This is a genomic window from Pseudomonas citronellolis (assembly GCF_029335315.1).
Taxonomy (GTDB): domain Bacteria; phylum Pseudomonadota; class Gammaproteobacteria; order Pseudomonadales; family Pseudomonadaceae; genus Pseudomonas; species Pseudomonas citronellolis_A.
This window is the reverse complement of sequence record NZ_JARJLT010000367.1, coordinates 1-22,831: the sequence shown is the minus strand read 5'-3', so window position 1 is coordinate 22,831 and position 22,831 is coordinate 1. Positions and strand designations below refer to the sequence as shown.

The 22,831-nt window shown below is 70.5% G+C and carries 14 protein-coding genes; 12 read left to right on the top strand and 2 right to left on the bottom strand.

From position 1 onward, the window contains the following. The coding region (locus P3W75_RS27850; protein WP_276230546.1) for an aldehyde dehydrogenase family protein at positions 1-791 on the top strand (791 nt) is incomplete at its 5' end. Between the two features lie 178 nt (positions 792-969). On the opposite strand, the gene P3W75_RS27845 is transcribed toward P3W75_RS27850, so the two are convergent. Further along, the gene (locus tag P3W75_RS27845) at positions 970-2,898 is read right to left on the bottom strand and encodes a sigma-54-dependent Fis family transcriptional regulator (RefSeq protein WP_276230545.1); all 1,929 of its coding nucleotides are present in this window, start codon (positions 2,896-2,898) and stop codon (positions 970-972) included. 382 nt (positions 2,899-3,280) lie between these two features. Here P3W75_RS27845 and pqqA point away from each other — a divergent pair, with 382 nt between their 5' ends. The 9 genes from pqqA to P3W75_RS27800 all read left to right on the top strand — a co-directional run bounded on the left by pqqA (position 3,281) and on the right by P3W75_RS27800 (position 13,296). Beyond that, the gene (pqqA, locus tag P3W75_RS27840; RefSeq protein WP_003106462.1) at positions 3,281-3,352 is read left to right on the top strand and encodes a pyrroloquinoline quinone precursor peptide PqqA; all 72 of its coding nucleotides are present in this window, start codon (positions 3,281-3,283) and stop codon (positions 3,350-3,352) included. Positions 3,353-3,398: 46 nt separating this feature from the next. After that, positions 3,399-4,313, top strand: coding sequence for a pyrroloquinoline quinone biosynthesis protein PqqB (gene pqqB, locus P3W75_RS27835; protein WP_276230544.1), 915 nt, complete (start codon positions 3,399-3,401; stop codon positions 4,311-4,313). 11 nt (positions 4,314-4,324) lie between these two features. Next, a complete protein-coding gene (gene pqqC, locus P3W75_RS27830) occupies positions 4,325-5,095 on the top strand; it encodes a pyrroloquinoline-quinone synthase PqqC (protein ID WP_276230543.1) in 771 nt (256 codons plus the stop codon). Next, positions 5,095-5,373: a pyrroloquinoline quinone biosynthesis peptide chaperone PqqD gene (gene pqqD / locus P3W75_RS27825; RefSeq protein ID WP_276230542.1), complete on the top strand. Its 279-nt coding sequence runs from the start codon at positions 5,095-5,097 to the stop codon at positions 5,371-5,373. Before pqqC ends, pqqD begins: the two co-directional genes overlap by 1 nt. Further along, positions 5,345-6,490, top strand: a complete 1,146-nt coding sequence (pqqE, locus tag P3W75_RS27820) for a pyrroloquinoline quinone biosynthesis protein PqqE (protein ID WP_276230541.1) — start codon at positions 5,345-5,347, stop codon at positions 6,488-6,490. Before pqqD ends, pqqE begins: the two co-directional genes overlap by 29 nt. After that, the gene (locus tag P3W75_RS27815) at positions 6,490-8,319 is read left to right on the top strand and encodes a S9 family peptidase (protein ID WP_276230540.1); all 1,830 of its coding nucleotides are present in this window, start codon (positions 6,490-6,492) and stop codon (positions 8,317-8,319) included. The genes pqqE and P3W75_RS27815 overlap by 1 nt, the downstream gene beginning before the upstream one ends. 83 nt (positions 8,320-8,402) lie before the next feature. Beyond that, the gene (gene ercA / locus P3W75_RS27810; RefSeq protein ID WP_276230539.1) at positions 8,403-9,566 is read left to right on the top strand and encodes an alcohol dehydrogenase-like regulatory protein ErcA; all 1,164 of its coding nucleotides are present in this window, start codon (positions 8,403-8,405) and stop codon (positions 9,564-9,566) included. After that, on the top strand, positions 9,550-11,238 hold the full coding sequence (locus P3W75_RS27805; protein ID WP_276230538.1) for a PAS domain-containing hybrid sensor histidine kinase/response regulator: 1,689 nt from the start codon (positions 9,550-9,552) through the stop codon (positions 11,236-11,238). Before ercA ends, P3W75_RS27805 begins: the two co-directional genes overlap by 17 nt. 135 nt (positions 11,239-11,373) lie before the next feature. After that, the gene (locus P3W75_RS27800) at positions 11,374-13,296 is read left to right on the top strand and encodes a tyrosine-protein phosphatase (RefSeq protein ID WP_276230537.1); all 1,923 of its coding nucleotides are present in this window, start codon (positions 11,374-11,376) and stop codon (positions 13,294-13,296) included. Positions 13,297-13,364: 68 nt separating this feature from the next. Here the strand turns inward: P3W75_RS27800 and P3W75_RS27795 are convergent, their stop codons facing one another. Beyond that, positions 13,365-14,291 carry an AraC family transcriptional regulator gene (locus P3W75_RS27795; RefSeq protein ID WP_276230547.1) on the bottom strand — a complete coding sequence of 309 codons (927 nt, stop codon included), beginning with the start codon at positions 14,289-14,291 and terminating at the stop codon, positions 13,365-13,367. Between the two features lie 321 nt (positions 14,292-14,612). Here P3W75_RS27795 and P3W75_RS27790 point away from each other — a divergent pair, with 321 nt between their 5' ends. Continuing rightward, positions 14,613-16,286, top strand: coding sequence for a ShlB/FhaC/HecB family hemolysin secretion/activation protein (locus P3W75_RS27790; RefSeq protein ID WP_430765418.1), 1,674 nt, complete (start codon positions 14,613-14,615; stop codon positions 16,284-16,286). A 117-nt stretch (positions 16,287-16,403) separates the two neighbouring features. Further along, a partial coding sequence (locus P3W75_RS27785; RefSeq protein WP_276230535.1) for a filamentous hemagglutinin N-terminal domain-containing protein occupies positions 16,404-22,831 on the top strand: 6,428 nt, incomplete at its 3' end.

Genomic DNA, 22,831 nt, shown 5'->3' with positions numbered 1-22,831 from the left:
GCCACGCCGGGGTGGACCTGATCAGCTTCACCGGCAGCGTCGCCACCGGCTCGCGGATCATGGCCGCGGCCGCGCCGAACATCACCAAGCTGAACCTGGAGCTGGGCGGCAAGGCGCCGGCCATCGTCCTCGCCGACGCCAACCTGGAACTGGCGGTGAACGCCATCAAGGCCTCGCGGGTGATCAACACCGGGCAGGTGTGCAACTGCGCCGAGCGCGTGTACGTGCAGCGCCAGGTGGCCGATCAGTTCATCGAGCGGATCGCCGCCGCCATGGCCGAGACCCGCTATGGCGACCCGGCCGCCGTGGCCGACCTGGACATGGGCCCGTTGGTCAACCAGGCGGGCCTGGACAAGGTCGCGCAGATGGTTCGCACCGCCCAGGGCCAGGGCGCCCAGGTGGTCACCGGCGGCGCGGTGGCCGACCTCGGCCGTGGCTTCCACTACCAGCCCACGGTGCTCACCGGCTGCACGGCCGAGATGGAGATCATGCGCAAGGAAATCTTCGGCCCGGTGCTGCCGATCCAGGTGGTGGACGACCTCGACGAAGCCATCGCCCTGGCCAACGCCAGCGAGTACGGCCTGACCTCGTCGATCTACACCCGCGACCTCGGCGCCGCGCTCAAGGCCAGCCGCGAGCTGGACTTCGGCGAAACCTACATCAACCGCGAGAACTTCGAGGCGATGCAGGGCTTCCACGCCGGCACGCGCAAGTCCGGCATCGGCGGCGCCGACGGCAAGCACGGGCTGTACGAGTACACCCACACCCATGTGGTGTACGCGCAGGAGTAACGGAGCCTCCTTGGGCGGGCCGTCCTTGCCAGGTGCGGCTCGCTCCTTTTTCCGTGCGCCTGGGTGCGGGTGCTCTTCGCAGGATGGGGTGCGCACACCCCAACCCGTCACTACAGGAAGCGGGCTTGCCAGGGGCCACGCCCGCGAACAAAGCGGGCGCAAGGAAAAAGGGATGGGATCAATACAACGTGTTGGGCTGGACGATGCCGTGTTTCTTCATCTTCCGATACAGGGTCGAGCGTGCGATGCCGAAGTGTTCGGCCACCGCGCTGACGTTCCACTGCCGCTCGCGCAGGGCGGCCAGCAGGTGACGCGCCTCGTCGTCGTCCAGGCGCGCGGCCAGGGCGCCGGCCGGTTCGGCTGCGGCGGCCGGCGCGGCGGCCAGTTGCAGCTCGGCGGGCAGGCAGTCGAGGTCGACGTGGCCGTCCTCGGCCAGGGCCGCGGCGTAGTGCAGGCAGTTGAGCAACTGGCGGATGTTGCCCGGCCAGGGATGGCCGCGCAGGCGTTCGCGCACCGCCGCATCCAGCCGCAGGCCGGCGTCGAAGCCGGCGAGCAGGGCGTCGATCAGCGCCTCGCGGTCGCTGCGCTCGCGCAGGGCCGGCAGGTGCAGGGTCATGCCGGCCAGGCGATAGAACAGGTCTTCGCGGAAGCCCTTGGCGCGGATCATCTGCGCCAGGTCCTGGTGGGTCGCCGAGACCACCTGCACATCCAGCGCCACCGGCGCCTCGGCGCCCAGCGGGAGAATCTCGCGCTCGGCCAGCACGCGCAGCAGGCGGGTCTGCAGGTGCGCCGGCATGTCGCCGATCTCGTCGAGGAACAGGGTGCCGCCATTGGCCAGCTCCAGCTTGCCCTTCATGCCTTTCTTGCTGGCGCCGGTGAAGCTGCCGCCACGGTAGCCGAACAGTTCGCTCTCGATCAGGCTTTCCGGGATGGCCGCGCAGTTCAGCGCCACGAAGGGCCCGGCGCGGCGCGCGCTGGCCTGGTGGATGGCGCGGGCGAAGGCTTCCTTGCCGGTGCCGGTTTCGCCGGTGACGAGAATCGCGATGCCCTTGTCGAGCACCTTGCGCAGGCGCCGCACGCCATCCTGCAGGCGTGGGTCGGCGCCGGCCAGGCGCGCCAGGTCGGGGTGCTCGGCCACTTTACCGGCGGGGCCGGCGGGCGCCGGCGTGGCGCGCCGGGGCAGGGCGGCGGGCATGCGCAGGCCGACGTCGACCAGCGCCTCGTCGTCCAGGGTGCGCAGGCGCACGCCGCGCGCGCCGCCGTGGCTCAGGTCCAGCAGCTGCTCCATGTCGGCCGCCAGCAGTTGCTCGATGCGGCTGCCGAGCAGCTCGCCGGGGCGGGCGGCGAAGGCGGCGTGGTTGGCGCCGATCACCCGGCCCTGGTCGTCCAGCGCCAGCAGCTGCTCGGCGGCCAGGTCGGCGACGTCGTCGCGGGCCTTCACCGAGAGGGTCAGGCGGTCGCGGTAGCGCTGGCGGAAGGCGGCGTTCTCGATCAGCCGCGCGTACAGGATCACCAGCTGCAGGGTCAGGTATTGCGCGTCCTTGGGCCCGTCGCTGTTCAGGCAGGTGGCGTTCAGGCAGCCGCGCAGGCGGTGCTGGGCGTCGTAGATCGGCGCCACCGAGCAGCTGAGGCGGAAGTTGCTGACCAGGAAGTGCTCCTGGCGGTGGATGGTCAGCGGCTCGGCGGCGGCCAGGGCGGTGCCGATGCCGTTGGTGCCGGCGATGGATTCGTCCCAGCGCGCGCCGACGATCAGCCCGGCGCGGGTGTAGCGCTCGCGCTCGCTGGGCAGGCGGGCGTCGAGGGTGATGCCGTGCTCGTCGCTGAGCAGCACCGCGAAGCCGGCCGGGGTGACCCGCCGCGCCAGGCCGCTGACGCCCTGGCCGGCGATGGCCAGGTAGTCCTGGTGCAGGGCCTGGTGCTCGCGGATCTCGCCGGCGGTGAGGATGTGTTTCTCGGCGGCCGCGCGCGGGTCCAGGCGGTGCTGCATGACGCTGCGGTACCAGGAGCGGGCGATGGCGCCTTCGGGGTGGATGTCGCGCTCGCCGAAGTGATCGGCGATGAAGGTGGTGAGGTCGTTCGGGCAGCTTTCCAGGGCATGGCTGTTCATGGGCACTACTCCCGGCGTCCGTCAGCGGGCTGCGGCGCGTTGTTGTTGTCAGGTGCCGTTCGGCGGGCGTGGCCCGCGCGAGCGGACCGGCACAGGCAGGCAAGTCTAGACAGCCACCCGGCGAACGGCGAGGTACCGAGCAAGGCTTGTGCCGAAGCGCCGCGCGCGGCCCTGCCACAGGGATTCACGGCGAGCGCCGCGGGCGCCGCCAGGAACAGTTGTCGCGGCGACGCGACACCTGTAGCGAGGGGGCGCTACAGCTGTAGCGCCTCCGCTACCAAATCAGGGGGGAATCTCCTTCGAAAGTATCATTCGGAGGCCTCGCCCCTGGTGGTTAACTCGACCTGCCGGAATCGCCGGCCTACAAGAAGAGGACAGACCCATGTGGACCAAGCCTAGCTTCACCGACCTGCGCCTTGGCTTCGAAGTGACCCTGTACTTCGCCAACCGCTGATCCACCCGGCCCCGGTCTTCCGGGGCCTCCCGCTCGGGGCACTCCCATGCACATCCGGATTCTCGGGTCGGCCGCCGGTGGCGGCTTCCCCCAGTGGAACTGCAACTGCCACAACTGCCACGGGGTGCGCACCGGCCGCGTGCTGGCGCAGCCGCGCACCCAGTCATCCATCGCGCTGTCCGACGACGGCGAACACTGGATTCTGTGCAACGCCTCGCCGGACATCCGCGCCCAGCTGGCCTCGTTCCCGGCCCTGCAGCCGGCGCGCAGGCTGCGCGACACGGCGATCGCCGGCATCCTCCTGCTGGACAGCCAGATCGACCATTGCACCGGCCTGCTCAGCCTGCGCGAAGGCTGCCCGCACGATGTCTGGTGCACGGAGATGGTCCACCAGGACCTGACCACCGGCTTCCCGCTGTTCAACATGCTCCAGCACTGGAACGGCGGCCTGCGTCACCACCCGATCGAGCTGGACGGGCGACCCTTCCAGGTGCCGGCCTGCGCCAACCTGCGCTTCACCGCCATCCCCCTGCGCAGCGCCGCGCCGCCGTACTCGCCGCACCGCCACGACCCGCATCCGGGCGACAACATCGGCCTGTTCGTCGAGGACCTGGGCAGCGGCGGCAAGCTGTTCTACGCCCCCGGCCTGGGCCGCGTGGACGACGCGCTGCTGGGCTGGATGCGCCGCGCCGACTGCCTGCTGGTGGACGGCACGCTGTGGCACGACGACGAGATGCGCCGCTGCGAAGTCGGTGACAAGCTCGGCAGCGAGATGGGCCACCTGGCGCAGAGCGGCCCCGGCGGCATGCTTGAGGTGCTCGACGGCCTGCCCGGCCCGCGCAAGGTGCTCATCCACATCAACAACACCAACCCCATCCTCGACCCGGCCTCGCCCGAGCGCGCCCAGCTGGACGCGCGCGGCGTCGAAGTGGCCTGGGACGGCATGGCCATCCACCTCTAGAGGGACGCGCGATGCCTTTTGACACGAGCACCGATACCCGCACCGCCATGAGCCCCGCCGAGTTCGAGCGGGCGCTACTCGCCAAGGGCGCCTGCTACCACATCCACCACCCGTTCCACGTGGCCATGTACGAGGGCCGCTCGACCCGCGAGCAGATCCAGGGCTGGGTCGCCAACCGCTTCTACTACCAGCTGAACATCCCGCTGAAGGACGCCGCCATCCTCGCCAACTGCCCGGACCGCGACACCCGCCGCGAATGGGTGCAGCGCATCCTCGACCACGACGGCCGCCCCGGCGAGCCCGGCGGCATCGAGGCCTGGCTGCGCCTAGGCGAAGCCGTGGGCCTGGACCGCGAGCAGGTGCTGTCGCAGGAACTGGTGCTGCCCGGCGTGCGTTTCGCGGTGGACGCCTACGTCAACTTCGCCCGCCGCGCCAGCTGGCAGGAAGCCGCCAGCAGCTCGCTGACCGAACTCTTCGCCCCGCAGATCCACCAGTCGCGGCTGGACAGCTGGCCGCGGCACTACCCGTGGATCGACGCCGCCGGCTACGACTACTTCCGCAGCCGCCTGGCCCAGGCGCGCCGCGACGTCGAGCACGGCCTGCGGATCACCCTCGAGCACTACCGCACCCGCGAGGCCCAGGAACGCATGCTGGAAATCCTGCAATTCAAGCTCGACGTGCTCTGGAGCATGCTCGACGCCATGAGCATGGCCTACGAACTGGAGCGCCCGCCGTACCACACGGTGACCCGCGAACGCGTGTGGCACCGGGGGCTGCTGTGATGGCCGCGCCGACGCTGGGCAGCGTGCCGCGCATCCGCCGTGGCTTCCGCCTGCAGTTCGAGCCCGCCCAGGGCTGCCACGTGCTGCTGTACCCGGAAGGCATGGTCAAGCTCAACGACAGCGCCGGGGAAATCCTCCAGCGCGTGGATGGCAGCCGCGACGTGGCGGCGATCATCGCCGAGCTGAGCGCGAGTTTCCCCGGCGTGCCGGGCATCGACGAAGACATCCTGGCGTTCCTCGAGGTGGCCCATGCGCAATTCTGGATCGAGCTGCACTGACACGGCCGGCCCGCCGCTGTGGCTGCTGGCCGAGCTGACCTACCGCTGCCCGCTGCAGTGCCCGTACTGCTCCAACCCGCTGGACTTCGCCCGCCAGGCCGGTGAGCTGTCCACCGCCGAGTGGATCGAGGTGTTCCGCCAGGCCCGCGAGCTGGGCGCCGCGCAGCTGGGCTTTTCCGGCGGCGAGCCGCTGCTGCGCCAGGACCTCGCCGAGTTGATCGGCGCGGCCCGCGAGCTGGGCTTCTACACCAACCTGATCACCTCCGGCATCGGCCTGAGCGAGGCGCGCCTGGCGCAGTTCGCCGAGGCCGGGCTGGACCATATCCAGATCAGCTTCCAGGCCGCCGACGAGGAGGTGAACAACCTGCTCGCCGGCTCGCGCAAGGCCTTCGCGCAGAAGCTGGCGATGGCCCGCGCGGTGAAGGCCCACGGCTACCCGATGGTGCTGAACTTCGTCACCCACCGGCACAACATCGACAACATCGCGCGGATCATCGAGCTGTGCGTGGAACTGGAGGCCGACTTCGTCGAGCTCGCCACCTGCCAGTTCTACGGCTGGGCCGAGCTGAACCGCGCCGGCCTGCTGCCGACCCGCGCGCAGCTGCAGCGCGCCGAGCGCATCACCAACGAATACCGCGAACGCCTGGCCGCCGCGGGCAATCCGTGCAAGCTGATCTTCGTTACCCCGGACTACTACGAAGAGCGCCCCAAGGCCTGCATGGGCGGCTGGGCCAGCGTGTTCCTCGACGTCACCCCGGACGGCACCGCGCTGCCATGCCACAGCGCGCGGCAGTTGCCGGTGAAGTTCCCCAACGTGCGCGAGCACAGCCTGAAGCACATCTGGTACGAGTCCTTCGGCTTCAACCGCTACCGTGGCGACGCCTGGATGCCAGAGCCGTGCCGTTCCTGTTCGGAGAAGGAACGCGACCACGGCGGCTGCCGCTGCCAGGCCTTCATGCTCACCGGCGACGCCGACGCCACCGACCCGGTGTGCGCCAAGTCCGACCGCCACGGGCTGATCCTCGACGCCCGGCGCCAGGCCGAGGAAGCGCCGCTGGGCCTGGACCAGCTCACCTGGCGCAACCCGCGCGCCTCGCAGCTGATCTGCAAGGCCTGATGCGCCGCGCCCATGGCGACTGGCCCAGCGCCTGGAGCGCCGAGCGCGCGGTGGCGGCGGGGCGCGACTTCGCCGAGCTGCACGCGGCCCACGGCGGGCTGCTGTGGCTGGAGTTCGACCCGCGCAGCGCGCGCTGCCGCCTGTACCTGTGGCGCAATGGCGACGCGCGCGAGCTGACCCCGCCCGGCGCCTCGGCGCGCAGCCGCGTCTACGAATACGGCGGCGGCGCCTGCTGCGCCACCGCCGATGGCGTGGCCTGGGTGGAGGAGGGCGACCAGCAGGTGCGCTGGCTGCGCTTCGGCGAGCCACCCCGGGCCCTGACCGAGCGCCCGCAGTGCCGCTACGGCGACCTGCACTACGTGGCGGCCTGGCACGCGCTGCTGGCGGTGGAGGAGAGCCGCGAGGGCGACGCGGTGCTCCATCGCATCGTGCGCCTCGACGCCGACGGCGCGCGCCAGGTGCTCGTCGAGGGCGCGGACTTCTACGCCGCGCCCACGGCCTCGGCCGACGCGGCGCGCATCGCCTGGGTGGAGTGGAATCGCCCGCAGCAGCCCTGGACTGCCACCCGCCTGTGCCTTTCGGAAAACGGCGCGCGGCGCTGCCTGGCGGGCGAGGGCGGCGCGCAATCTATCCAGCAACCGCGCTTCGACGCCCATGGCCAGCTGCACTGGCTGAGCGACCGCAGCGGCTGGTGGCGCCCGGAAGCCGAGCACGCCCGCAGCCAGGGCTTCGCCGCCGCCGACCACGCCCCGGCGCCCTGGCAGCTGGGTGGGCGCAGCTACCTGCCGCTGCCCGCGGGGGACAGTCTGCTGAGCCGCTTCGAGGACGGTCGCGGGCTGCTCATCCTGCGCAGGGCCGATGGCCGCGAACGGCGCCTGGCGGCGGACTTCTCGCGGTTCCGCGCGCTGGCTGCCGACGCCGAGCGCTTCTACTGCATCGCCGGCGCCGAGGAGCGCCTGCCGGCCGTGCTGGCCATCGACCGCGCGACGGGCGCGGTGCAGGTGCTGAGCGGCGGCGAGCGCCCGCTGGACGAGGCCGAGCTGTCGCGCCCACAGTCGTTCAGCTACCCGGTGGCCGGCAACGAATGCGGCCACGGTTTTCTCTACCCGCCGCGCAACGCCCGCTGCCGGGGCGATGCGGGGCGCCGCCCGCCGCTGGTGGTGTTCCTGCATGGCGGGCCGACCTCGGCCTGCTACCCGGTGTTCGACGCGCGCATCCAGTTCTGGACCCAGCGCGGCTTCGCCGTGGCCGACCTCAACCACCGTGGCAGCGCCAACTTCGGCCGCGCCTACCGCGAGCGGCTGCGCGGCGAATGGGGCAGGGTGGAGGTGCAGGACATCTGGGCGGCGGTGGCGCAACTGGCCGCCGAGGGCGCGATCGACCGCCAGCGCGTGTTCGTCCGCGGCGCCAGCGCCGGCGGCTACAGCGCGCTCTGCGCCCTGGCCTTCGTCGGCGGCTTCCGTGGCGGCGCCAGCCTCTACGGGGTCAGCGACCCGCTGGCGCTGGGGCGGGTGACGCACAAGTTCGAGGCCGACTACCTCGACTGGCTGATCGGTGACCCGCAGCGCGACGCCCGCCGCTACCGGGCGCGCACGCCGCTGCTGCACGCCGCGCGCATCCAGGCGCCGGTGATCTTCTTCCAGGGCGAGCTGGACGCCGTGGTGGTCCCGGCGCAGACCGAGGCCATGGTCGACAGCCTGCGCCAGCGCGGCCTGGCGGTGGAGCACCACCTGTACCCCGGCGAGCGCCACGGCTTCCGCCAGGCGGCCAACCTGGCCCACGCGCTGGACGCCGAGTGGCGCTTCTATCGCGGCCTGCTGGGCGGCTGACCGGCAGGCCAAGGTCGCATTGCATTCAGCGCAGGATGCAGTAGGCTCGCGGGAAATATTTCATAACAAGAACAAGGCCCACGATGAGCCACGACCTTAGCCTGCTGCGCAAATTCGTCTCGCCGGAGATCATTTTCGGCGCCGGTTGCCGGCATACCGTCGCCAACTACGCCAAGACCTTCGGCGCCCGCAAGGTCCTGCTGGTGTCCGACCCCGGCGTGCTCGCCGCCGGCTGGGTGGCCGACGTGCAGGCCAGCCTGGAACAGCAGGGCATCGACTACTGCCTGTACACCGAGGTTTCCCCCAACCCGCGCGTCGACGAAGTGATGCGCGGCGCCGAGGTCTACCGCAGCGAAGGCTGCAACGTGATAGTCGCGGTCGGCGGCGGCAGCCCCATGGACTGCGCCAAGGGCATCGGCATCGTCGCCGCCCATGGGCGCAACATCCTCGAATTCGAAGGGGTGGACACCCTGCGCGTGCCCAGCCCGCCGCTGATCCTGATCCCGACCACCGCCGGCACCTCGGCCGACGTCTCGCAGTTCGTGATCATCTCCAACCAGGACGAGCGGATGAAGTTCTCCATCGTCAGCAAGGCGGTGGTGCCCGACGTGTCGCTGATCGACCCGGAAACCACCCTGAGCATGGACGGCTTCCTCTCCGCCTGCACCGGCATCGACGCCCTGGTCCACGCCATCGAGGCGTTCGTCTCCACCGGCCACGGCCCGCTCACCGACAGCCACGCGCTGGAGGCCATGCGCCTGATCGACGGCAACCTGGTGCAGATGATCGCCAACCCCGACGACATCGCCCTGCGCGAGAAGATCATGCTCGGCAGCATGCAGGCCGGGCTGGCCTTCTCCAACGCGATCCTCGGCGCGGTGCACGCCATGTCGCACAGCCTCGGCGGCTACCTCGACCTGCCCCACGGGCTGTGCAACGCGGTGCTGGTGGAGCACGTGGTGGCGTTCAACTACAACGCCGCCCCCGAGCGCTTCAAGGTGATCGCCGAGACCTTCGGCATCGATTGCCGGGGCCTGAATCACGCGCAGGTCCGCCAGCGCCTGGTCGAACACCTGATCGCCCTGAAACGCGCGGTGGGCTTCCACGAGACCCTGGCGCCGCACGGCGTGGGGATTTCCGACATCCCCTTCCTGTCGCGCCACGCCATGCAGGACCCGTGCATCCTCACCAACCCGCGCGAATCCAGCCAGCGCGATGTCGAGGTGGTGTATGGCGAGGCCCTCTGAGCCCCGGCAGGACGCCCTCGCGGCGCTGCTCGGGCTGGGCAGCCACTCCACCCGCAAGAGCCACTACCCGGAACTGCTGGCGCGCCTGGAAGAACTGGAAACCGAGCGCAACCGCTACAAATGGCTGTTCGAGCACGCCGTGCACGGCATCTTCCAGGCCAGCCTCAGCGACGGCCTGCGCGCGGCCAACCCGGCCCTGGCGCGGATGCTCGGCTACGCCGACCCGCAGCAGGTGCTGTGGAACCTGCAGGACATGGCCACCCAGCTGTTCGCCGGCGGCGAGGCGGAGATGCGCCGCATCCGCGACCTGCTGCGCGAGCGCGGCGGGCTGTTCGGCTACGAGACGCGCCTGCTGCGCAAGGACGGCAGCCACGTCGACGTGCTCATGAACCTGCTGCTCAAGCCCGACGAAGAGGGCCTGGTGGAAGGCTTCGTCGCCGACATCACCGAGCGCATCCTCGCCCAGCAGCGCCTGCAGACCCTCAACGAGGAGCTGGAGCACCGCGTGGCCGAGCGCACCGCCGAGCTGGAGGCGCTGAACCAGCAGCTGCGCGAGGCGCGCGACGCCGCCGAGTCGGCCAACCGCAGCAAGGACAAGTACCTGGCGGCGGCCAGCCACGACCTGCTGCAACCGCTCAACGCCGCGCGCCTGCTGGTCTCAACCCTGCGCGAGCGGCAGCTGCCGGGCGCCGAGCAACAGCTGGTGGAACGCACCCACCAGGCCCTGGAGGGCGCCGAGAACCTGCTCAGCGACCTGCTGGAAATCGCCCGCCTGGACCAGAGCGCGATCCGCCCGGACCTCGACGTCCACGGCCTGGACGAACTGCTCGGCCCGCTGGCATCGGAGTTCGACGGCGTGGCGCGGGCCGGTGGCCTGCACCTGCGCGCGCGCATCCCGCGCCTGGCGGTGCGCAGCGACGCGCGCCTGCTGTCGCGCATCCTGCGCAACTTCCTCAGCAACGCCTGCCGCTACACCGAGCGCGGCGGCGTGCTGCTGTCGGCGCGGCGGCGCGGCGACAAGGTGCGCCTGGAAGTCTGGGACACCGGCCGCGGCATCCCGGCGGACCAGCTGCAGGCGATCTTCCTCGAATTCAACCAGCTCGACGCCGGCGCCGCCGGGCGCCAGGGCGTGGGCCTGGGCCTGGCCATCGTCGAACGCATCGCCGGGCTGCTCGGCAGCCCGGTGCAGGTGCGCTCGGTGCCGGGGCGCGGCTCGCTGTTCGCCCTGGAAGTGCCGCTGGCCGCCAACCCGCCGGCGCAGGCCAGTGTCGACGCCGCGCCACGCCCGGTCACCGGCGACCCCTTGCCCGGCCGCCGCCTGCTGGTGCTGGACAACGAAACCTCGATCCTCTTCAGCATGGCCGCGCTGCTCGGCCAGTGGGGCTGCGAGGTGCTCACCGCGACCGACCACGACAGCGCCCTGGCGACGCTGGCCGGACGCCCGCCAGAGGCGATCCTCGCCGACTACCACCTCGACCACGGCGCCACCGGCTGCCAGGTGGTGAAGGCGCTGCGCGAACACTTCGGCTACGAGATTCCGGCGGTGATGATCACCGCCGACCGCTCCGACGACTGCCGCCGCGCGCTGCAGCAATTGGGCATGCCGCTGCTGAACAAGCCGGTGAAGCCGGGCAAGCTGCGCGCGGCGCTGAGTGCCTTGCTGCGCGACTGAACCGCCGCCGATGGACAGAAAACGCAGCCCACGGACAGATCGCGCCGGCATTTCGCCGGCGCCGGGAACTGTCATATTCGAGCCCTGATCGCCGCAGATAGTAGCCCTCGCCAACCCGTTCAATGAGGCTACATCGTGCTGCACCGTGTGCTCTTCTCCCTGTCCGCCCTCGGCCTGTCCATCGCCACCGCCCACGCGGCCGATACCTACACCCTGGATACCCCGAGGCTGACCGGCATCGACAACTTCCGCGACATCGCCGGAACCACCACCGCCTACACCACCGCCAACGACGGCACCCTGCGCTCCGGGGTGTTCTACCGCTCCAACGCGCTGACGCCGACGGCGTCGGACCTGGCCATCCTCAACACCCTGGGCATCAGCAACGTCTTCGACCTGCGCACCCCCAGCGAGATCGCCGCCACGCCGGACACCCTGCCCACCGGCGCGGTCTACCAGAACATCGACATCATCGGCAGCGGCACCTCCAGCGCCAACATCACCACCGTGATGCCCACCAGCGCCGCCGACGCCATCGCCATGATGGAGCAGGCCAACCGCTCCTTCGTCAGCGACTCCGGCATGCGCGGCCAGTTCACCGAGCTGTTCAACGAACTGGCCGCCGCCGACGGCGCCGCGCTGTTCCACTGCACCGCCGGCAAGGACCGCACCGGCTGGACCGCCGCCGTGCTGCTGAGCATCGCCGGGGTGGACAGCGCCACCATCATGCAGAACTACCTGGCCACCAACGACTACACCGCCGCCCGCGTCGCCGCGACCCTGGCCGCGCTGCCGGCGAGCATGGCGGCCGTCTACGGGCCGCTGCTCGGCGTGCAGGCCAGCTACCTGCAGGCCGGCCTGGACGAAGTCGTCGCCGAATACGGCAGCATGGACAACTACCTCAAGGAAGGCCTGGGCCTGAGCCAGGAAACCCTCTACGTGCTGCGCGGCAAGATGGTCTACTACAACAGCCTGCCCGGCACCGCCGGCCTGCAGGGCAACGCCGCCGCCGGCGCGCAGCTGCTGACGCAACTGCAGAACAGCGGTCTCTCCGGCGCCTACACCGCCTACAACTACTACCTGCAATCGGCGATCGACGCCGGCACCCTCGGCGGTGTCGAGTCCACCGTCGGCGGCCAGGTGCACGCCGACGCCGCCAGCTACCTGCTGCGCCAGGACGCCCTGATCGACCGCGCCGCCGAACCCTTCGCCAGCGGCACCGAGCTCAAGGTCGGCCAGCGCCGCCTGTGGAGCACCGCGCTGGCCGGCTACCAGGGCATCGACGGCTCGTCCCAGGCCGAAAGCAGCAACGAGCACAGCCAGGGCCTGATGGTCGGCCTGACCCAGCGCTTCTCCGACCAGCTCAGCGCCACCGCCGGCTTCGGCTACAGCCGTGGCAGCGTGGGCGGCGCCGGCGGCGACGTGGACACCGACCTGACCTTCCTCCGCGCCGGCGCGCGCTTCGCCCCCAACAGCCTGGAGCAGGGCCTGTTCGTCGACGCCGACCTCAGCGCCGGCTGGCTCGACTACGACAGCAAGCGCGAACTCGGCGGCGGCCTGGGCACGGCCAAGGGCGACACCCACGGCACCCTCAGCGGCGGCAGCGTGGCGGTGGGCTACCGCATCCCGGTGCGCGACGCCATCCTCGAACCGAGCCTGGGCGTGCGCATCAGCCACCTGGACCTCTCCGGGTTCCAGGAGAAGGGCAGCGACCTGGCGCTGGATGTCGACGGCATCGAGCAGACCCGCCGCAGCGCCATCGCCAACCTGAAGGTGAGCTTCCTGCCGATCGCCCTGAGTGGCGGCTGGCAGCTGGTGCCGGGCCTGAACCTGGGCTACGACCACGCGCTGGGCGACTACAAGGTCGACAGCGACGGCCACCTGCTGGGCCTGGATGTGTCCCAGCGCGCCGCCTTCGACGACCGCGACCAGGTCAGCGCGGCGGTCAACGCCATGGCCAGCCTGGGCGACCTGAGCTTCGGCGCGGAAGTCGGCGCCCTTGGCGGTAGCGGCAGCCACGGCTACAGCGGCAGCCTGAAGGCCAGCTACCAGTTCTGATAGCCGGCCAGCCCGGCCGCGCGCCCGAAAGGCGAGCGGCCGGGCTTTTTATTGGGCGCCAGGGATGTTCAGGTGCGCCCGTTGCGCAGGTCCGCCGGGCTCAGGCCGAAGGCGCTCTGGAAGTACTGGCAGAAGCGCCCGACGTTGGTGAAGCCCAGGCCCAGGGCGATCTCGCTGACCGAGCCGGAAGCTTCGTTCTGCAAGGCGTCGTAGGCGCACTCCAGGCGCACCTGGCGCTGGAAGGCGACGATCGAACTGCCGATGAAGCGGCGGAAACCCTCCTGCAACGCGCGCAGGCTGACATTGGTCAGCTCGGCCAGCTCGCTGCCGCTGACCAGCGCGTCGGGATGCTCGCGGATGTACTCCACCGCCAGCTTCACATGGCGCGGCGCGATCAGCGGGCCGGGCCGGCGCAGCGCCTCGCTGTAGTTGTGCGGCCAGGTCTCCAGCACCGAATCGACGAGCATTTCCTGCAAGCGCGCGGGCATCAGCGCGCTGGAATTGGCCAGCAGATCGAACTCCGCCCCGGTGGCCATGCCGACGATCGCCTTGATGCCCTGGAAGGCCTCGACCTTCAGGTCCACCACCGGCTGGAAACGCACCGGATGCACGATCGGCTTGCCCAGCAGCGTCGCCAGGCGCTTGGCGAACAGTGCGCGGCGTACGGAAATGCCGTACTGCGAATGGCCGTCGACGAAGCCCACCGAGCGCACCGAAGTCTTCTCGATCGCCAGGCCGACCTGGGGCACACCCACGGTCTCGCTGGCCTGGTTGAAGACGATGCGCCCGGCGGTGGGGAAGACGAAGGTGATCTCGTCGTCCATGTCGGGTAGGGCGGTGAGAAAGTCGCCGCGAAAACTCATGTGGCGGAAGCTCAAGCCCTCGTAGCGCCCATAGACCCCGGCAATGGCGATCTTCCGCTCCAGGCGCGGCATCCCCGAATACAGGTCGCCGAACATCCGCGTGAACAGCGCGCCGAACTCGTCGGAGTCCATGGCGTCGGAGCGGATCACAAAGGGTTTTCGCGAACTGGCTGAGTCCAACATCGGCATGGCTCTTCTGCGGGCGCGGAGGTGGCCGCTTACGAACGCGCAAGCGGAATCGGGCCCGGAAGCTAGCAGGGGGTGGTTACAACTCCGTGATATTCCGACACTTTTTGTACGTGGCGGAGACTGCTCACACGCCGCCGCGCCGCACCTGGCGAGGGTTCAAGATGCAGCTTGGGTTGAATGATGGCATTTTGACGTGTCATATTTGACGCAAATGTTTCTCTTTGTGTCAGAGGCGAGGGAATGCCGATACGTTTTCGCAGCGGGATGCTGCTCGGGATTTTGTTTGCAACAGGGGCGATTGCCGCCACGCCGCCGACTACCCCCGGCGACCGCGATTTCCAGCGTGACCGCCAGCAACAGCTGCTGCGCGAACAGCAGCAGCGCCTGGACGACCTCCAGCAACTACCGGGCAAGGCCGCGCCGCAAGCGACCGCGCCGGCGCCGAGCGACAGCCGTTGCTTCGCCATCCGCGAAATCACCCTGGACGGCGCCGCGCACCTCGATGGCGGCGCCCGCGAGCGCCTGCTGGCGCCGTACCGCGACCAGTGCCTGGGCGTCGGCCAGCTCAACGCGCTGCTCAAGAGCATCACCGACCACTACCTGGCGCGCGGCTTCGTCACCAGCCGCGCCTACCTGCCGCAGCAGGACCTCTCCAGCGGCAGCCTGAAGATCGTCATCGTCGAAGGCCGCCTGGAGGGCTTCGACGACTCCGCCGTGGCCAGCCCGCGTGAACTGGCCATGGGCTTCCCCGGCCACGCCGGCGAAGTGCTCAACCTGCGCGAACTGGAACAGCTGGTGGACCAGGTCAACCGCCTGCCTTCGCGCCAGGCCCAGCTGGAGCTGGTGCCTGGCAACGAAGTCGGCGGCAGCCGCGTGCAGCTCAAGGGCGAGCGCGCCAAGCCCTGGCGCGTCTCGGCGTTCCGCGACAACAGCGGCGACGCCAGCAGCGGCGAACAGCAGGCCGGCCTCGGCCTGGACTGGGACAGCCCGCTGGGCCTGGCCGACCAGCTCGGCCTGCGCATGGCCCAGGACGTGGTCAGCGACCACTGGAAGCATTCCGACAACCAGGCCCTGTTCTACAGCCTGCCCTACGGCTGGTGGACCTTCCGCTACAGCTACAACCAGAGCTACTACCGCACCCGCAACGAAGGCAGCGGCTTCGCCTTCAAGTTCGACGGCGACAGCCAGTCGCACCAGCTCGGCGCCGAGCGCGTGCTGCACCGCGACAGCCTGAGCAAGATGGCGGTGAATTTCGGCCTGGCCCACGTGCGCTCCAACAACTTCATCGACGACGAAAAGCTCGACGTCTCCAGCAGCCGCATCACCGAAGGCCAGCTGGGCTTCAACCACGGCCGGCGCATCGGCAGCGCCTTCGTCAACCTCGACGCCGGCTGGCAACAGGGCCTGGGCGCACTCGGCGCCCAGGGCGAGCACGACCCGCAACCGGGCCAGCCGCACGCCCGCTACGACAAATACACCCTCACCCTGAGCTACCTGCAGCCGTTCCAGCTGGGTGGCGAAAACTTCAGCTTCGACGCCCTGGCCACCGCGCAAAAGAGCGAAGACGTGCTCTACAGCCCGCAGCGCATCAGCCTCGGCGGGCTCAACTCGGTGCGCGGTTTCAAGGACCAGAGCCTCTCCGGCGACAGCGGCTACTACTGGCGCAACCAGCTGCGCTGGCGCCGCCCGGTGACCTGGGCGGCGCTGCAACCCTGGCTGCAGGAATACGGCCTGGGCTACGGCTACGACTTCGGCGCCATCGAGCATGGCCGCTACAACGCCGGCGCCAGCGGCCGGCTCAGCGGCCACGCCGTGGAGTTCAGCGCGCGCGGCCAGTACCTGGCGGCGAGCCTGAGCTTCGCCCGTTCCCTGGAACGGCCCAGCGCGCTGGAGCGCTGCGAACACCCGGTGTACTTCCGCGTCGACCTGTTCTTCTGAGCACGCGCGCGAAAGGAAAACTCAGTCACTGAGTTGGGAAAGGACCCAATCCGCTTCTCATTCCCTAGGAAATAGGGTGGACGACGGATTCAACAGAGCACGTGCAAGAGGCTGCCCATGGACATTCGCCGCCCCCTCTACCAAGCCATCGCCAGCGCCCTGGCCGGCCTGCTGTTCCTCAACCCGATCGTCGCCACGGCGGCCCAGCTCGCGGTAGATGCGGCCGCCGGCGGCAACACCAGCCTGGGCGCGGCGGGCAACGGCGTGCCCGTGGTCAACATCGCCACGCCCAATGGCGCGGGGCTCTCTCATAATAAATTCGGCGATTACAACGTCGGCCAGCAGGGGCTGATCCTCAACAACGCCACCGGCAAGACCGCCAGCACCCAGTTGGGCGGCATCGTGCTGGGCAACCCGAATCTCAAGGGCCAGGCGGCGCAGAAGATCCTCAACGAAGTCACTGGCGGCAACCCCTCGCAACTGCAGGGCTACACCGAAGTGGCCGGGCAGGGCGCCCACGTCATCGTCGCCAACCCGCACGGTGTGACCTGCGATGGCTGTGGCTTCATCAACACCCCGCGTGCCACGCTCACCACCGGCAAGCCGATCCTCGCCGGCGAGCGCCTGCAGGGCTACGACGTCGACGGCGGCGAAATCAGCATCGAAGGCGCCGGGCTCGACGCCAGCGGCGTGGACCAGTTCGAACTGATCACCCGCAGCGCCAAGCTCAACGCACAGTTGCAGGCCCGCCAGCTCGCCGTGGTGGCCGGGCGCAACCAGGTGGACGCCGAGACCCTGGCCGCAACGGCCAAGGCCGACGACGGCAGCGCCAGACCGCAACTGGCCATCGACAGCTCCGCACTGGGCGGCATGTACGCCAACAGCATCCGCCTGGTGGGCACCGAAGCCGGCGTCGGCGTGCGGCTGGCCGGCAACATGGCGGCCAGCGCGGGCGACATCCGCCTCGACGCCAACGGCAAGCTGGAAGTGGCCCAGGCCGCCGCCAGCGGCGACCTCGCCCTGAAGGGCCAGGACGTGAGCCTGAACGGCCCGGCCTACGCCGGCGGCAACGTCGAGGTGCAGGCCGGCGGCGCGCTGAGCAATGCGCAGAGCCTGGCGGCTGGGCACGGCGTGCAACTGAACGCCGCGACGCTGAGCAACGACGGCCAGATCGTCGCCGGCATCGCGGGCCAAACGCGGGTCGCCGGGCAGGGCCTGGGCATCGTCGCCGGCAGCGTGAACAACCGGGGCCGGCTGGACGCCAGCGGTACCCTCGACCTGCACAGCGACACCCTGGACAACAGCGGCCAGGCCTACGCCGACCGCCTCGCCATCGACGCCCGCCGCCAGCTCGACAACCACGGCACCCTGCAAGGGCGCGAGGCCTCGTTGAGCACGCGCCAGTTCAACAACCTCGGTGCCGATGCGCAGCTGATCGGCGAGGCCAGCCTGCTGCTCGGCGCCCCCGCCATCGCCAACCTTGGCGGGTTGATCCGCTTCGGCGACGGCCAAGCCGCCAGCCTCGCCTTCAGCCACCTGGACAACCGCGACGGGCGCCTGGAAGCCAACGGCGGCAGCCTGGCCCTGAGCGGCGGCAGCCTGGACAACCAGCGCGGGCGCATCGTCGCCGGCAGCGCGCGGATCGACGCCCTGCGCGTCGACAACAGTGGTGGCCTGATCGGCAGTAGCGCCGGCGATCTGGTGCTGAACGTGCAGGGCGACCTGAACAATGCCGGCGGCAAGCTGCAGGCCGCTCAGGCACTGAGCCTTGGTGCCGATGCGCTCGACAATCGTGGCGGCACCCTGGTCGGCGACGCCCTCGAACTCACCGGCGGCAGCCTGGACAACCGCCAGGGCGGCGTACTCAGCGCCGAACGCGGCGACCTGACGCTGCGCCTGGGTGGCGCGCTGGACAACGGCGCCGGCCTGGCCCAGGCCGGCGGCACCCTGCTGCTGGACGTGGGCAGTGTGAGCAACGCCGCCGGCAAGCTGCTGGCGCAGAGCCTCGACCTCACCGCCCACGGGGCCCTGGACAACAGCAATGGCACCCTGGCCGCCGAGCAGGTGAGCCTGCGCGCCGGCAACCTGGCCAACCGCAATGGCCGGGTGCAGGCCGACGGCGCCCTGGAACTCGACGCCGGCGACCTCGACAACAACGCCGGCCTGCTGCTGGGCGGCACCCTGCGGGCCGGCCTCGCCAGCCTCAGTGATAACTCCGGCGGCACGCTGAGCGCCGACGGCCTGCTGAAGCTGACCGTGGCCCAGGCGCTGAACAACGCCCTGGGCCGCCTGCAATCGACACAAGGCGACGTGGACGTCAGCGCCGCCAGCCTGGACAACCGCCAGGGCACCGTCGCCGGAGGCCAGTTGCTGCTGCGCACGGCGGGAACCCTGGACAATCGCGGCGGGCGAATCGTCGGCGACGGCGTGCAGGCCAGCGCCGAGGTCATCGACAACGGCAGCCAGGGCCTGCTGGTGGCGGGCGCCCAGGGCCTGACGCTCGGCGCGCGGCAACGCCTGTCCAACGACCAGGGGCGCATCCAGAGCGACGCGGCCCTGCACCTCGACGCGCCGCGGCTGGAAAACCGTGGTGGCGTGGTGCTCGGCCACAGCCTGGAACTCCAGGGCGGCGACCTCGACAACAGCCAGGGCGGCGCCCTGGTCGGCAACGGCGGCCAGGTGGGCCTGGCGCTCGACGGCGTGCTGAACAACGCCACCGGGCTGATCGACGCGGGCGACCAGGCGTTGCTGTTCAGCCGCGCACTGGCTGAGCTCGACAATCGCGGTGGCACCCTGCGTGGCGAACGCCTCGAGCTGCTCGCCGGCAGCCTCGACAACTCCGCCTCCGGCCGCCTGCTGGCGGGCGCCGGCGGCCTGTCGCTGACGGCCGGCGCGCTGAACAACCAGCGCGGCCTGGTCTACGCCCAGGGTGGCGAAGTCAGCCTCGACCTCGGCGCGGGCGGCCTGCAGAACCAGGGCGGTGCCGTGCAGGGCGACAGCGTCGGTATCAGCGCCGCGCGCCTGGACAACAGCCAGGCCAACGGCGAAGCCGGCCTCGTCGCCGGCCTGCTCGGCAAGCTCGAACTGCTCGTGGGCGAGGTGATCAACCGTGGCGGCCAACTGTTCGCCAGGGACGTGCTGAGCGTCACCGGTGCCAGCCTGGACAACAGCGGCGGCCAGCTCAGCGGCGACAGCGTCGTCCTCAGCGACAGCGGTGCGCTGAACAACCAGGGCGGCCTGATCGAAGCGGCCGAAGCCCTCGGCCTGGACAGCGGCTCGCTGGACAACAGCCAGGGCGGCCGCCTGCGCGCCCTTGGCGGCGCCGACAGCCACATCCGCAGCCTCGGCCAGTTGAACAACCAGGGCGGCAGCATCGGCGTCGCCAGCCAGGCCTTCACCCTGAGCAGCGGCACCAGCCTGCTCAACGCCCAGGGGCGGATCGAGCACGCCGGCGCCGGCCTGTTCGGCCTCAGCGCCGGCACCCTCAGCGGCGCCGGTTCGCTCACCGGCCTGGGCTCCGGCCTGTGGCAGCTGGGCAGTGTCAACGGCGTGGGCCAGGTGCGCCTGAACGGCGCGCTCGACCTGCGCGTGACCCAGGGCCTGGAGATCGCCGCCGGCGAACGCATCGCTAGCGCGGGCGGCCTCAGCCTGACGGCGGCGTCGCTGAACAACAGCGGCGAGTTGCTCAGCGACGGCGACCTCGGCCTGCACCTTAGCGGCGACGCCTACAACGCCGGCCTGCTCTCCGCCCAGCGCGGCCTGACCCTGGACGCCGGCAACCTCACCCAGCGCGGCGGGCGCCTGGCCAGCGGCGGCGACAGCGTGCTGACCCTCGGCGGCACCCTCGACAACCAGGGCTGGCTGATCGCCAACCAGGCCCTGCGCGCCAGCGCCGCGCAAGTGAACAACAACGGCACCCTGGGCGCCCTCGGCGCGCTGGCGATCAGCAGCCAGGGCATCGCCAACGGCGCCGACAGCCTGCTGTTCAGCGGTGCCGACATGACCCTGCGCGCGGCCAGCCTGAGCAACCGCTACGGCGACCTCTACAGCCAGGGCAACCTCAGCTTCGCCGGCCTTGACGGCGGCCGCGCGCAGAGCTTCAGCAACCGCTCGGGGACCATCGAGGCCCAGGGCGACATCGGCCTGGACGTGGCCAGCCTGGAAAACGTCCGCGACCTCTTCGCCGTCGAACAGGTCACCAGCGCCGGCACCTTCGACGTGCAGTGCGGCCAGCACTGCGGCGGCCACGACTCCTTCAAGCGCGGCAAGATCAACGTCAACGAAACCCTCTCCGAGCGCATCACCCAGAACAGCCCCGCCGCGTGGCTGACCGCCGGGGGCAACCTGCGCATCGACGCCGACGCGGTGGAAAACCGCAACAGCACCATCGCCGCCAACGGCGACCTCGCCGTCAACGCCAACTCGCTGCTCAACCAGGGCAGCGTCTCGCGCACCGGCAACAAGGTGGTGGTGGTCAACGTGGTGGCCGGCGACCACGGCAAGATTCCCACCGGCCAGTGGGACGACATGGCGGACCTGGCCCGCGCCTTCAACACCAAGATGGCCGCCGGCACCTTCGACCAGGGCCTGTACGACCAGCTCTGGGCCATCTACGGCGGCGACCGCTGGGCGATAGGCACCCCGGTCATCACCTGGAGCGAAGACGGCAGCGAGTCGGCGGCGGCCACCCTCCAGGCCGGCAACCGCGTCACGCTGAACGTGGCCAACAGCCTGCAGAACGGCACCGTCACGGACTACAGCCGCGCCCAGCTCACCGGGCAACTGGCCGGCAGCCTGCTGGGCTCGCAGGTGGGCACGGTCAACCTCACCCTCAACCCGCAGGCCGGCGACGCCCAGGCCCGCGCGCCGCAAAGCGTGCAGAGCGTGACCCACACCGCCGCCGACGGCAGCCAGCAGGTCAGCTTCATCCCGGTGGACTACAGCGGCGTGCCCTTCGCCGCCGTGGACCCGACCGCGGCCGACACTTTCCGTCTGCCCCAGGGCCAGTACGGGATGTTCATCCGTAGCCCGGACCCGCAGAGCCACTACCTGATCGAAAGCAACCCGGCGCTCACCGACCTGGGGCGCTTCCTCAACTCCGACTACCTGCTCGGCCAGCTCGGCTACGACCCGGACCAGGCCTGGAAGCGCCTGGGCGACGGCGCCTACGAGACGCGCCTGGTCCGCGAGGCGATCCAGGCGCAGACCGGCCAGCGTTTCCTCGACGGCCTGACCAGCGACTACGACCAGTTCCAGTACCTGATGGACAACGCCCTGGCGGCCAAGGACGCGCTGAACCTCAGCGTCGGCGTGGGCCTTTCCGCCGAGCAGGTGGCGGCGCTGACCCACGACATCGTGTGGATGGAAAAGCGCGTGGTGGACGGCCAGGAAGTGCTGGTGCCGGTGGTCTACCTGGCGCAGACCGAGGAGCGCAACCTGCGCGGCGGCAGCCTGATCCAGGGCCGCGACCTCAACCTGATGGCCGGCGGCGACCTGGTCAACGTCGGCACCCTGCGCGCCAGCGAAGACCTCAGCGCCAGCGCCGGCGGCAGCATCCTCCAGGGCGGCCTGGTGGACGCCGGCCAGCGTGTCAGCCTGCTCGCCGGCGACAGCATCCGCAACGCCCTGGCCGGGCAGATCCGTGGCGACCAGGTGGACCTCACCGCGCTCAAGGGCGACATCGTCAACGACCGCACCGCCGTCACCGCCGGTATCGGCGGCGGCGAGTACCGCAGCTTCCTCGACGCGGGGGCGGGGATCAGCGCGCGCAGCGACCTGAGCCTCGACGCCGGGCGCGACATCAGCAACCGCGGCAGCCTCGCCAGCGGCGGCGACAGCTACCTGGGCGCCGGGCGCGACATCAACCTCGAAGCGGTGGCCGACGCCAGCCACCTGCGCGACATCCAGCAGGGCGGGCACCACGTCACCACCACCAGCGTCGTGCAGAACCATGGCTCAACCCTGGCGGCCGGCGGTGACCTGGTGCTCGACGCGGGGCGCGACCTGAACGTGGTCGGCAGCCAGGCCAGCGCCAAGGGCGACCTCAGCGCCGGCGCCGGCCGCGACATCAACCTGAGCGCCGTCGAGGACGCCGCCAGCGTCGAAGTGCGCAGCAAGACCAGCAGTACCCGCACCGTCGAACAGACCGGGCAGACCCGCCAGCAGGGCGCGCAGCTGAGCGCTGGTGGCGACCTTTCGGCGAGCGCCGGGCAGGACCTGAACCTGACCGCCAGCACCATCAGCGCCAGCAACGAGGCCTACCTCTACGCCGCGCGCGATGTGAACCTGCACGCGGCGGCGGAAACCGACAGCCACGCGCTGAGCAAGACCAAGCGCAGCCACGGCCTGCTCTCCAGCTCCGAGAAGAAGACCGAGGACAGCTCCCTCTACACCACCCAGCAGGGCTCGCTGGTCAGCGCCGACAAGATCGCCATCCGCGCCGGCCAGGACATCGGCGTCAGCGCCAGCGACGTGGCCTCCACCCACGGCACCAGCCTGCTGGCCGGGCGCAACGTGCTGATCGACGGCGCCACGGAAACCTCCGA

Coding starts and splice junctions, on each gene's coding strand:
- P3W75_RS27790 (WP_430765418.1), top strand. CDS start 14,613: ATGCTGCTCGGGATTTTGTTTGCAACAGGGGCGATTGCCGCCACGCCG.
- pqqE (WP_276230541.1), top strand. CDS start 5,345: ATGCGCAATTCTGGATCGAGCTGCACTGACACGGCCGGCCCGCCGCTG.
- P3W75_RS27805 (WP_276230538.1), top strand. CDS start 9,550: ATGGCGAGGCCCTCTGAGCCCCGGCAGGACGCCCTCGCGGCGCTGCTC.
- P3W75_RS27845 (WP_276230545.1), bottom strand. CDS start 2,898: ATGAACAGCCATGCCCTGGAAAGCTGCCCGAACGACCTCACCACCTTC.
- P3W75_RS27815 (WP_276230540.1), top strand. CDS start 6,490: ATGCGCCGCGCCCATGGCGACTGGCCCAGCGCCTGGAGCGCCGAGCGC.
- pqqD (WP_276230542.1), top strand. CDS start 5,095: ATGGCCGCGCCGACGCTGGGCAGCGTGCCGCGCATCCGCCGTGGCTTC.
- pqqB (WP_276230544.1), top strand. CDS start 3,399: ATGCACATCCGGATTCTCGGGTCGGCCGCCGGTGGCGGCTTCCCCCAG.
- P3W75_RS27795 (WP_276230547.1), bottom strand. CDS start 14,291: ATGGACTCCGACGAGTTCGGCGCGCTGTTCACGCGGATGTTCGGCGAC.
- ercA (WP_276230539.1), top strand. CDS start 8,403: ATGAGCCACGACCTTAGCCTGCTGCGCAAATTCGTCTCGCCGGAGATC.
- pqqC (WP_276230543.1), top strand. CDS start 4,325: ATGCCTTTTGACACGAGCACCGATACCCGCACCGCCATGAGCCCCGCC.